Origin of the sequence: Litchfieldia salsa, assembly GCF_900104555.1 — a bacterium.
GTDB classification, from domain to species: Bacteria; Bacillota; Bacilli; order Bacillales; family Bacillaceae_L; genus Litchfieldia; species Litchfieldia salsa.
On sequence record NZ_FNJU01000019.1, the window covers coordinates 1 to 12117 of the forward strand.

10 protein-coding genes are annotated in these 12117 nt (G+C 35.6%); 8 read left to right on the plus strand and 2 right to left on the minus strand.

From position 1 onward, the window contains the following. On the plus strand, positions 1-620 hold a 620-nt coding region (locus tag BLQ56_RS21375), incomplete at its 5' end, for a hypothetical protein (protein ID WP_090859380.1). Positions 621-719: 99 nt separating this feature from the next. On the opposite strand, the gene BLQ56_RS21380 is transcribed toward BLQ56_RS21375, so the two are convergent. Both BLQ56_RS21380 and BLQ56_RS21385 read right to left on the minus strand, forming a co-directional pair. After that, complete coding sequence (locus BLQ56_RS21380) at positions 720-1565, minus strand: DUF7164 domain-containing protein (RefSeq protein WP_090859382.1); 846 nt, start codon at positions 1563-1565, stop codon at positions 720-722. 16 nt (positions 1566-1581) lie between these two features. Continuing rightward, entirely contained in the window at positions 1582-2463 is an 882-nt protein-coding gene (locus BLQ56_RS21385; RefSeq protein WP_090859383.1) for a glycosyltransferase family 2 protein, read from the minus strand. Between the two features lie 170 nt (positions 2464-2633). Between BLQ56_RS21385 and BLQ56_RS23265 the strand changes: the two genes are divergently transcribed. The 7 genes from BLQ56_RS23265 to galT all read left to right on the plus strand — a co-directional run bounded on the left by BLQ56_RS23265 (position 2634) and on the right by galT (position 12098). Further along, complete coding sequence (locus BLQ56_RS23265) at positions 2634-3653, plus strand: hypothetical protein (protein WP_139163136.1); 1020 nt, start codon at positions 2634-2636, stop codon at positions 3651-3653. A gap of 126 nt (positions 3654-3779) precedes the next feature. Continuing rightward, positions 3780-5273 (plus strand): glycosyltransferase family 2 protein, encoded by a 1494-nt coding sequence (locus BLQ56_RS21395; protein WP_090859387.1) that lies wholly within the window; start codon positions 3780-3782, stop codon positions 5271-5273. 138 nt (positions 5274-5411) lie between these two features. After that, a complete protein-coding gene (locus tag BLQ56_RS21400) occupies positions 5412-6935 on the plus strand; it encodes a glycosyltransferase family 2 protein (protein ID WP_090859389.1) in 1524 nt (507 codons plus the stop codon). Continuing rightward, positions 6925-8208 carry a nucleotide sugar dehydrogenase gene (locus BLQ56_RS21405; RefSeq protein ID WP_090859393.1) on the plus strand — a complete coding sequence of 428 codons (1284 nt, stop codon included), beginning with the start codon at positions 6925-6927 and terminating at the stop codon, positions 8206-8208. The genes BLQ56_RS21400 and BLQ56_RS21405 overlap by 11 nt, the downstream gene beginning before the upstream one ends. A gap of 166 nt (positions 8209-8374) precedes the next feature. Continuing rightward, positions 8375-9547 (plus strand): galactokinase, encoded by a 1173-nt coding sequence (locus tag BLQ56_RS21410; protein WP_090859395.1) that lies wholly within the window; start codon positions 8375-8377, stop codon positions 9545-9547. A gap of 16 nt (positions 9548-9563) precedes the next feature. Further along, the gene (galE, locus tag BLQ56_RS21415) at positions 9564-10556 is read left to right on the plus strand and encodes a UDP-glucose 4-epimerase GalE (protein ID WP_090859397.1); all 993 of its coding nucleotides are present in this window, start codon (positions 9564-9566) and stop codon (positions 10554-10556) included. Positions 10557-10580: 24 nt separating this feature from the next. Continuing rightward, positions 10581-12098, plus strand: coding sequence for a UDP-glucose--hexose-1-phosphate uridylyltransferase (gene galT, locus BLQ56_RS21420; protein WP_090859399.1), 1518 nt, complete (start codon positions 10581-10583; stop codon positions 12096-12098). Positions 12099-12117: the final 19 nt, after the last annotated feature.

The window sequence follows — 12117 nt, forward strand, 5'->3', positions numbered from 1 at the left end:
CAGGTCCAAAAGGAAAAGAAGGCCCACCCGGTCCAGCAGGTCCAAAAGGAAAAGAAGGCCCACCCGGCCCAGCAGGTCCAAAAGGGAAAGAGGGTCCACCTGGTCCAGCAGGTCCAAAAGGCAAAGAGGGTCCACCTGGTCCAGCAGGTCCAAAAGGGGAAGAAGGCCCACCTGGCCCAGCAGGACCTCCGGGACCACCAGGACCAGGGAAAGATCTCTGTTGTAGATTTATTGTCAAGCATTCTACACAGCTTGTCCCACCTGCAATAAAGAATAGCACGATAGTAAATAAGGAAATAACAGCTTGTATAGAAAAAGTCTGTGATGAAGTTGTAATTATTACTGGGATAATTAAAAAGATCATATCTTACACAGCATTAATTGATGAGGAAGATGAGCAAGAGTTTGTGATTTATGATGATATTCCCTTTCATTGTATAATTGATAGGGATGATATTAAGAGTCATGATAAGTACGAAATTTGTGATTTACAAATATTGTGTGAAGTATATAGTAAGGAAGCCGCATTCAGAGAATCATATGGTAGTGAAAAAAAGGTGCTAGCTTTCCGGTTGGATGAAAAAGAAGTAGTGAAGATTTGTATTAAAAAAGTAGTATGAAGAAAGGCTACCCTAAGGATAGCCTTTTTTTTGATTTATATAGGACTAGTTTGTTAGTTTAGAATATGTCCGATACAAAACTCTTGCCTGCAAACATAATTACCACCTATTTTCTTTTTTTGCCCTCAGAGCAATATATAAACAATAATCCTTAATGATATCAAGATTTAGCGTATCGGAAGGAAGGTTATCGTATTTCCCAGCTGCATAGTGGAATTTAGAAAAGACTTTATCAGTGTGCCAGCAATGTATATGTGCATGATTATTTACAGAATTAGATGATGTGCTCTCAAAGTCTAGATTTCCTTTATCAATTGTAACATTTTCTTGTAAATGATTAACTGCAATGTCATTACTATACATATTAACAACCCCACCATACCAACTAGGCCATTTTCCAATATTATTTTTAAATTCTTTGGTGAGTAAATAGTCTGAAATTTTTACTGAAAGGCGTGCAATATTAATAACTTTTCTTGTTTCTCCATAATGAGTGGATCCAATATTATATAAACCTCGATGAGTTAACCCATGTAATTCAGCCACTTCTTTTAATTTATCTTTTACAATTTGGTCATTAACATAGCCCCCTTTACCAACAGTGAAATTCTTGGGATAATACTGGTTCCAAGCTTTCGTTAAAAATGTATCGGCATCTGTTTTTAAGATGTAATCATATTCCATCAGTTTATTTGCTTGATCATCATTAAGAAAGCAGTAGTTAGAATTGATTCTAGGATAATTTTTGAATTCAGGTGGATTACTCGCTTTTTCAACTTCTAGTTTTACACAATCATCAGGTAGCTTCTGCAAAGCATCCTTAGTACCATAAACAACTAAATCAGTGTCTTTTGGGTCAATATATTTGAGTGAAGTATAAAGGCAAGAACATTGTAATAATAGATTTGGTTTGTCTTCAATAAAAACGACTACTGCTCTACGCATAAGACCGGCTCCCTTCTTAAAAAGGTATGTTAAATTTCTTCATATACCAATTGTCGTCGTGCTTCCTCTTACTTAAATAGAGCTTTCTTTGTTCCATCACATCTGTTTCAAGGACCGTTTTAATAATCTGATCCACATTGGAGTACTTAATCAGTTCTTTACACTTCTGGATTCGCTCTTCGTTAAAATGACTATACGCCATCCTCATCAAATTAAAGTTTAGGTCATCCCATGTTATTTTAAATGGAGGTGAATCTGCACGAAATACATGTAGTACTTTAACTGATGGTTGTACGTAACATCTATAACCAAATAGCCACAGCTTTAGGGATAATTCTTCGTCTTCTCTGCCCCATACTTTAAATCCCGTTTCAAAACCATTCACATCGAAAAAGGTCTTTTTTGATATTGCCAGGCAACCTCCTGCTAAATGAGGGGATGGAAATAATTTTGTTTTTCCTGTGTTCCATCTTGGTTCAAGTGTGTTGAGCCAGCTATAACCGTAACCAACATTACCTGGGTGTTTTACATCTCCGATACCAGGATTGGTTGCATCTGCAATACCGCTTTTTATTGGTTCAACTAACTTCTCCATCCAATAATCCTCAAAAAACAGGTGTGCATCGCAGAAGATTAAGTAATCTCCTTCAGCATGATCCGCACCTATATTTCTTGCCATAGCTGCACCAAGTCCTTCTGTCTGCACGAGCTTAACCTGAGGGTCCTGAAGACTCGTTAGGAAGTCACAGCATTTATCAGTTGATGCATCGTTAACGACAATCATTTCAAAGGGATATTCTGACTTAACCGTCTTAGCAGATTCAATTGTATTTTGAATATGTTGTCCCTCGTTTTTGACTGGAAATATGATTGATACAACTGGTTTTTGCACATTCATAAGCTAGCTCCTTTCTAAAAATTAATTCTTCATCTTTATAGAGTATGAAAATAATGAGTTAATGGATGGGGGTTTTGAATAATTTTTAAAATAGATGCCGTAAAGTCCATGCACCATGCTGACATATGAATAATCTATTGTGAGACTTATATATATGGAGGAGAGAATATATGGCATGTGATGCTAATTCAGTAAATGTTCTTGGTTGGGATGTTGAATTTGTACCAACTGATAACCCTTTAGAATTTTGTTATCTTGTAACAGCAGTTAATCCTACAAGTGGATTAAGCCACCTAATCATTGGGTTAGATTGCCCGGAGGAGTTTATCGAGAGTTTGGATTGTGAAGATGTCACACTCACTGTGACACCCGTAAATTCTGATGAAGAAATTGAGTTTACTTGTACAATTGTAGATAATCTTAATATGCAGAATCCAATCTTAGGAATTAAGTTTGACAATATTGAAGGATTCGAGGAAGCAGGTGGAGTTGCAACTTTTTGTATTACATTTGATGCAGAATTTGCAGAATTAATCTTCCAAGGTTGTGTGGAAGTATCAACAGCAGGAGGAGGAGATGCAGCAGCAAGCGGTATCACCATTCCAGGACCATCTTGTAAACCACCAGTCACAACAACACCAGCAGTCACAACAACACCAGCAGTCACAACAACACCAGCAGTCACAACAACACCAGCGGTCACAACAACACCAGCAGTAACAACAACACCACCACCGCCATGTCCTATTGCTAATCCACAAACATGTTGTCAAATAATGCTAGAAGGAAAAACTCAACTAGTAGGTCCCGCTCTTTATGATCCGGAAAATCCAGAACTATATCCAATCACACATACCAAAACGGTTGAAGCAGCGATCGAAGGCGTTTGTCCGGAAAAAGTCGTTATTTGTGGAGTAATTAGAAAAGAGATTAATTATCTAATGCTTAATGATCAAGGAGAAATTGTTCCAGGGGTAACATATGATGACTTCCCGTTCCAATGCTTCATTGATCGAGATGATGCAAACGAAGGTGATGAATTTGATATTGTTGGTGCGGCAATCCTATGCGATGTGTTTGCACACCCAACAAATTTCGGTACACACACTGAATTTGACTCTCCAGTAGCTTGGAGATTTGTAGAAAAAGAGATTGTTAAAATCTGTATCCGCAAGAAACTATTAGGCTAATAAATGGTTTAAAAAATTTTTAAAAAATTAAAACCAAAACCCAAAAACCAACTATTTCTATTATTAGAAGGTTGGTTTTCTTTAATAAACCGATTTCATTAATTCATAAATAGAAGGTGGAGACCAATGGTTAACGTTTCAGTCATTATACCTTTAAGAAATGAAGAAGAAAAAATAGCAGAAATTATCTCAGAAGTAAAAAGAATAAATCCCTTTGAAATTATTACGGTAGTAAATGGTTCAACTGATCGTACCGAAAGCATCACCAAGTCCCTTGGATGTAAAGTAATTCAATATAAGGAATCCTTGGGTCATAATGTAGGCAGGGCGATAGGGGCTTACTATGCAAAGGGTGAGATTCTATTATTTATAGATGGAGATATTGTTATTAAAGGAGAACTGCTTCAAAAAATGATTGATAAGTTAAAAGAAGGATATGATATTACACTAAATAATCTAAATTGGATGCTAAATATTCAAGCATTTCAACTAGACCAAGTGTCTCTCGCAAAAAAAGCTCTAGGAGATCTTTGTAATCATAATGAAAGTGGAATAAACTCTCTCGTTGCAATTCCACATGCTTTGACAAGGAAGGCATTAGAAAGGATTGGCTGGCATCAGTTAGCTAACGCACCAATTTCACAAGCAATCGCATTAAAAGAAAACTTATTAATCGCTGCGCCATTTTATATAGAAGTCATAAAATCTAATAGAATTCGTCCTGAATTACATTTAACAATTGAGAAAAATACTCCTTATACAAGGAGTCAAAGTAGGATTATAGGAGATCATCTAGAAGCCATAAATTATATGATAAAAAAAGATGGAATACGTGGAGGCTATTCAGAAGATTCGCATCGTTCTCTAAGGGATATACTTCCTAAAACAGAAATCCAAAATAAAAGAAGTGTTGTTATTGTTGTCCAGCAAGCACCTTTGAATTGGTCGAATGCAATAGAATACCTTAAATCGTTGGGAGCAGAGGAAATCATATTCGTGTGTGAAGAGAGATTCCCATCTAAAACGGTTGCTCGCCATGAACATGTCAAATTCATCACTGTGCCAAGGAAGTTAGGTCTATTTGAAGGCAGGGTGATTGGAGCCGCAGCGTGTACAGGTGACAATCTTTTATTTTTAGATGAGATGGATGTAATAGAAAAAATTAATGCAGAGCCATTTTATAAAAAAATTGAGAGTGGCAGTGACATAGCTTTAAAAAATGTCTCAACTGTTTTCAGGAAAAGTCATCCATTTGATTCTATAAATACAATTCAGTACTTTTTAAATGTAGCTTTAAAGAAACCAAACCTACTTAATAATTCATTATTTTACACACCATTCTCAGTTTCTAGGAAAGCACTAAATAAGATTGGAATAAACAATTTAATAAATCCTCCTCTAGCGATGGCAATTGCTATTAAACAACAATTAGGGATTCAGTCGCTGAATTCAATAGTTAATTCTAAACGTTATAACAGTTATCAGAAATACGAAGAAATAATCCTAGGTGATTTCTTTACAGCGTTTAATCAATTATTTACAGATACAGATTTTAGAGGAGGGTATGCAGCTAGTGGGAAGAACCTTAGTGTGGTAAATGAGTTATTAAATAATAACTAGAATCTGTGATAAGAGCTTGTTTTGTTCTTTAATGGTTAATAGCCGTTTCTATTGTTACTCGTCAACATAAATTAATAGAGATTAGATAAACTAGCAAAAGCTGAAGTTTGAAATCTATTAATACTAGAGAGGTGGAATATGAAAAATACGAACATAACTAAAAGTAATAAAAAAGTCTCTGTTATTATACCTGCTCAAAATGAGGAAAAAATGATTGGAAAGCTAATAAAGGAATTTAATAAGTTAGATCCTTTTGAAATCATCGTTGTTGTAAACGGATCAACAGATCAAACGAAGAAAATTGCAGAGTCATTGGGTGTGAAGGTTATTGAGTATAACCAAGCTTTAGGAAAGAATGTACCAAGAGCTATAGGAGCGTACCATGCAGAGGGTGATATTTTATTATTCATGGATGGTGATCAATTTATCCCAGCTTATAAATTTATGCCATTTATCAAGTCAATTCACGACGGAGTTGATATTGCTTTAAATGATTTTTCATGGTTATTAAAGCGTAAAGTACGTCCACATCCTACAGCTATCGTAAGAAAGGCATTAAACCTCTTTTTAAAAAAGGAAGAATTGGATATTGATTCATTTGTTTCAATTCCACATGCAGTTAGTAGAAAAGCAGTAGATTTAATTGGCTGGTGGAATTTTGCAGATACCGCGGTCGCCCTTACGCTAGCAGTAGAAAAGAATCTTACGATTAACTCGCCAATAGCCATCGATGTAATTAGAAATAATGCTTATCGTTCTATTAAGTTAATAAAAGCACAAAACTCTCCATTTGCAAAATCCCACGATACCATTATAGGTGATCACGTGTTTGGATTATATACTCTTATTCAACAAAAGGGCAGTCGTGGTGGTTTTCAAGACTCACTGTCTAGAAGGTTTATCTTCAAAAGGGGGAAGGGGCGTTTTAAGAAACAGTGCGTGGAAAACCGTAGTGCTGTAATTATGACACATAGAGGGGCAGGGCAATTACAATCAATTATTTCTACTTTAGCAAAACTAGAGATCAAGGATATTATATTAATTGATCATGAAAATAGTGGTAAACTCCTTTTCCAAAATGTGACTATTCTAGAGACTAATGAGAAGTATGTTCCTAACTTAGACAGATTGAGCGCAGCAAAGAAAGCGAAGGGAGAGGTTGTTTTATTTCTGGATGGCAATCAGAAGATAGATGAAACAAAAATTGAAGCCTTTTATAAGTCAGTTGAAACAACTAAAGGAATTGCAATAAATGATGTATCGTATTGTCTTCAAAACTATCCAATAGGTTCAAAAAATTCGATTTATTTCTTTTTAAATATTTTACTAAAGAAACCTAACCTCTCGAATTGTTCCCTAAACGAGTATCCACATGCTATTCATCACCAAGTTCTACAGGAGATAGGGCTAGAAAGCTTATTAATCCCACCGCTTGCTTATGTAAAGGCAGTTTTGAGTGGTATTCCATTAAAGGTTCCATGTCGAGTTAACTTAGAAGAGGATTTAGAAAATAAAAACGAGTCAACCTTTCTTGGAGACCATCTTGAAGCAGTAAACTTCATAATTAATCACACGAATAAACGAGGTGGTTTTTCGGATGGTACAAAAGATCGAAATGCTATCCAGCAACTTAAGGAAGTGAGATTTTATAATGGAAAATAAACAGTTATCAATCGGAGTCATCGGTTTAGGATATGTAGGAATCCCTCTGGTTTCACTGTTCCTTGAAAAAGGGTGTAGAGTTTATGGTATCGATCATGATGACTCAAAAATCAACCAACTTAACCAACATAAGAGTTATCTTAGCGATTTTACAGATGCCGAGATGTCTCAATTATTCAAACGAGGTTTATTCCACCCTTCTACATCATTTGAGAGTGTAGGAAAGGTAGACGCGATTCTACTATGTGTTCCAACTCCACTAGATAAGGAATATCAACCAGACCTATCTTATGTAAAGGATGCACTTCATTCATGTTTGCCCTTTTTAAGGAAGCAACAATTAATTGTCTTAGAAAGTTCAACTTACCCTGGAACAACTGAAGAAGAAATTGTTCCAATCATTAATTCAAAAGGATTTACAATTGGAAAAGATATCTTTGTTGCATACTCTCCTGAACGAATTAATCCTGGTGAGAAAGTTCATTTATTGGAAGAAATACCTAAAGTAGTTGGGGGAGTCACAAAGAACTGTACATTTATGGCAAAAAGTATATATGATAGAGCTTTTCGCGAAGTGGTCTGTGTTTCATCACCAAGAGTAGCAGAAATGACCAAACTAGTTGAAAATGCGCAAAGATTGATAAACATTTCTTTTATGAATGAGCTTATGATGCTCTGTGATAAAATGGGAATTAGTATTTGGGAAGTCATTGATGCAGCAAGTACGAAACCATTTGGATTTACTCCATACTACCCGGGTCCTGGAATTGGGGGACACTGTATACCCATTGACCCACTCTATTTATCTTGGAAAGCATCTGATTATCAATCTAACTTACAATTTATTCAATACGCGCACCAAATAAATCAGAATATGCCTAAATACGTTGTTGAAAAACTTAAAAAGAATCTTTTAAAATACACGGGGAAAAGCATGAGTGACACCAATATTATCCTTATAGGACTCTCTTATAAAAAGGATATTAACGATGTTCGAGAGTCAGCAGCCTTGAAAGTTATGAAGCTACTTCTGGATCAAGGTGCACAAGTAATGTACCATGATCCATATAACCCTACAATTAAAATTTCAAATCAATCATTCCACTCTATAGATCTTTCCTCTGAACTATTAAAAACATCTGATTGTTCGGTTATTCTTACAGATCATTCAAATATTCCCTATAAATTGATCGTGGAAAATTCTTCATTTGTCTTGGATACAAGAAATGTTACGAAAGAAATGAAAGATATAGGTAATATCATTTATATTTAATTTAAAATTTCGTTTAATTAAGTCAGTCATAAACATAGATATGCCTGGCCTTTTTTGTTTTTAATAAAACAATTGATAAGCAATTAGATTGATACTATAATAGGTTTAGATACTTAATTAATTAAATTAACAAAGTTTTTTAAATATAACTTATGGGGTGAAAATTTTGATACAACAACTTAAAAGCGATTTCATTAAGATTTTTGAAGAAGGAGGCAATGTTAAAGCCTTCTTTGCACCAGGAAGAGTAAATTTAATTGGAGAGCATACTGATTATAATGGTGGTCATGTGTTTCCTTGTGCATTAAGTGTGGGAACATATGTGATTGCAAGAAGAAGAGAGGATACAAACATACGAATGTATTCTAAAAACTTTGAAGACTTAGGAATAATTGAATTAGATTTAGGTGATCTCTCATACGATGAACAACATGATTGGGCGAACTATCCTAAAGGTGTATTAAAGATTTTTAAAGATCAAGATTTAAAGATTGAACAAGGTTTTGATGTTTTATTTTACGGTAATATTCCAAACGGTGCAGGTTTATCATCATCTGCTTCGATTGAGTTAGCGACATCTGTCATGCTGAATACACTCTTTGATTTAAATGTATCAATGATTGATATGGTGAAGCTTAGTCAAAAAGCAGAAAATGAATACATTGGAGTAAGTTGTGGGATTATGGACCAATTTGCCATTGGAATGGGAAAGGAGAACCATGCAATCCTTTTAGATTGTGAAACATTAAAGTATGAATACAGTCCGGTTGAACTTGGTGAGGCATCTCTAGTGATTGCTAACACAAACAAAAGGAGAGGACTTGCCGATTCTAAATATAATGAACGTCGTAGTGAATGTGAACGAGCACTTGCCGACTTAAAGTCATCACTAGAGATATCTTCTTTAGGTGATTTGACGATTGATGAATTTGAGAAACATAAACACCTTATCCAAGGGGAAGTTGATCGGAAGCGTGCAGAACATGCAGTCTATGAAAATGAGCGAACAAAACAGGCTGTCATTTGTCTAAAACAAGGAAACATAAAGGAATTTGGTGAATTAATGAATCAGTCACATATCTCTTTAAGAGATTTATATGAAGTCACAGGAACTGAGTTAGATGCACTCGTAGAATCCGCAAGGAGTGAAGAGGGAGTTATTGGTTCGAGAATGACTGGTGCAGGATTTGGTGGTTGTACGGTAAGTATTGTTGAAAATGGAGCACTTGACAGCTTTATTAAATCAGTTGGTGAGAAATATCGCACTCGTACAGGAATCCAAGCAGATTTCTATATTGTCAATGTAGGAAATGGTGCGTCAGAAATAACACTAGCTTAAATTGGGAGGAAGAGAAATGGCTGTTTTAGTATGTGGTGGTGCTGGTTATATTGGAAGTCATGCAGTAGCTGACCTGTTAGAAAAAGGTGAGGAAGAAGTAGTTGTAGTTGATAATCTTCAAACTGGTCATAAATCTGCAGTATTAGAAGGTGCAGTTCTTCATACTGGTGACTTACGTGATGAGAATTTTCTTGAGACGGTCTTCTTAAACCATAAGATTGAATCAATCATGCACTTTGCTGCAGACTCTCTTGTAGGAGAGAGTGTTGTGGATCCTTTGAAATACTATGATAATAATGTAAATGGTGCACTTTGTTTGTTGAAAATGATGGTGAAACATAAGGTGGAAAGAATCGTATTTTCATCAACTGCCGCAACCTATGGTGAACCAAAGTCGATTCCAATTGTTGAAAGTGATCCTACAATACCAACCAATCCATATGGTGAGACAAAGCTTGCGATTGAAAAAATGCTTAAATGGGCTGAACAGGCTTATGGAATAAAATATACGATTTTAAGATATTTCAATGTAGCTGGGGCACATACTGTCCAGGATATCGGTGAGGATCATCAACCAGAGTCACATTTAATTCCGCTTATTCTTCAAGTAGCATTAGGGCAAAGAGAAGACATTAAAATTTTTGGAGATGACTATGAAACACCAGATGGAACATGTATCCGTGATTATATTCATGTGAGTGATTTAGTTGCAGCACATATATTAGCGATTGAAAAGTTACGCAAAACTGGTAGCAGTGATGTATTTAACTTAGGAAATGGCAATGGTTTCTCTGTTAAAGAAGTTATTGAGATGGCTAGAAAAGTAACCGGGAAAGAAATTAGAGCAACACTAGCCCCTCGGAGAGCGGGAGATCCAGCAATGCTTATTGCATCATCAGAAAAAGCACTCGCAAAACTAGGTTGGAAGCCAAAGCATGACACATTAGAAGAAATCATTGAAACTGCATGGAAATGGCACCAAAATCACCCGAATGGTTATGACGATTAAAAAACCGAGAAGGACTGATTAATTATGAATCATGTTTATGAAAATATACAACGACTTCTCTTGTATGGGATTGAAAAGACTTTAATTGAACAAGAAGATCTAATCTTTACAAGAAATCAAATTTTAGACATTTTAGAGATAGATGAATGGCAGGAAGTGGAGGTAAAGATTGAAGGTGAAATTCATACACCAGCTCTTTACCTTGAACCAATCCTAGATTGGGCTGCAGAGAATGGAAGGCTTGTTGCAAACACGGTTACCTACCGTGATTTATTAGATACAAAGATTATGGGGTGTTTTTTACCAAAACCATCGGCAGTAAATAAAACATTCTCTTCTCTGTATAGTTCGGAAGGTCCAGTAAAAGCTACAGAATATTTATATGAACTGTCTAAGAATAGTCACTATATTCGAATGGATCGAATAAACAAAAACGATCATTGGTTTTCTTCTACGGAGTATGGTGACATTGAAATTACAGTTAACTTATCGAAGCCTGAAAAGGATCCAGTAGCGATTGCGAATGCAAAGAATGTTAGTGAATCTTCATATCCTGACTGCTTATTATGTAAAGAAAATGTCGGATATGCAGGGAGAATTAATCATCCAGCACGACAGAATTTAAGAACGATTCCTATCAACCTTAAAAATGAATCATGGTATCTTCAGTTTTCACCTTATGTATATTACAATGAGCATGCAATTGTCTTCTTAGGTGAGCATCAACCAATGAAAATTTCTAAAAGAACATTTGATACCCTATTGGAATTTGTTGATAAGATGCCACATTATTTCTTAGGATCAAACGCTGACTTACCAATCGTAGGAGGGTCAATCCTAAGTCACGATCATTTTCAAGGTGGCCATCATGAGTTTCCGATGGCAAAGGCGGAAATCGAAACAAATTTTAAGTTCAAAGACTATCCAACTATTAATGCGGGAATCGTAAAATGGCCAATGTCTGTTCTCCGGTTACAAGGAGAAAGTAGGGTTGAAGTTAGTGAGTTAGCCGATAAAATTTTATCAGCATGGAGAAAGTATAGTGATCCATCTGTGGGAATTCATGCTTTTACAACTCAAACACCACATAATACAATAACACCGATTGCCCGTCGAAGAGACTCGTTATTTGAATTAGATCTTGTCCTTAGGAATAATCGTACAAATGATGAGCATCCAATGGGTATTTATCACCCACATTCTGAAGTTCATCATATTAAAAAAGAGAATATTGGTTTGATTGAGGTCATGGGTCTTGCTGTGTTACCAGGCAGACTTCAAGAAGAATTAAGACAGTTAGGAAAGGCAATGCTACTTGATACGTATGAGAATGAAATTAACCAAAATGAAATGATTCAGAAACACTTAGAATGGGCAAAAAAGATTAAAGAGAAATATAGTGATATAAATGAAAAAACAATCGATGAGGTTCTGAAAAAGGAAGTAGGACTCATATTTTCAACTATACTTGAACATAGTGGGGTCTTCAAACGAGATGCAGAAGGCAAGGAAGCATTTTTAAACTTTCTTAAAGGGATTTAATGAAAAACTCCCACAAACG

What these genes read in the sequence shown, in the direction of transcription:
- BLQ56_RS21380 (WP_090859382.1), bottom strand. Translation starts at nt 1,565, where the DNA reads ATGCGTAGAGCAGTAGTCGTTTTTATTGAAGACAAACCAAATCTATTA.
- BLQ56_RS21385 (WP_090859383.1), bottom strand. Translation starts at nt 2,463, where the DNA reads ATGAATGTGCAAAAACCAGTTGTATCAATCATATTTCCAGTCAAAAAC.
- BLQ56_RS23265 (WP_139163136.1), top strand. Translation starts at nt 2,634, where the DNA reads ATGGCATGTGATGCTAATTCAGTAAATGTTCTTGGTTGGGATGTTGAA.
- BLQ56_RS21395 (WP_090859387.1), top strand. Translation starts at nt 3,780, where the DNA reads ATGGTTAACGTTTCAGTCATTATACCTTTAAGAAATGAAGAAGAAAAA.
- BLQ56_RS21400 (WP_090859389.1), top strand. Translation starts at nt 5,412, where the DNA reads ATGAAAAATACGAACATAACTAAAAGTAATAAAAAAGTCTCTGTTATT.
- BLQ56_RS21405 (WP_090859393.1), top strand. Translation starts at nt 6,925, where the DNA reads ATGGAAAATAAACAGTTATCAATCGGAGTCATCGGTTTAGGATATGTA.
- galE (WP_090859397.1), top strand. Translation starts at nt 9,564, where the DNA reads ATGGCTGTTTTAGTATGTGGTGGTGCTGGTTATATTGGAAGTCATGCA.
- galT (WP_090859399.1), top strand. Translation starts at nt 10,581, where the DNA reads ATGAATCATGTTTATGAAAATATACAACGACTTCTCTTGTATGGGATT.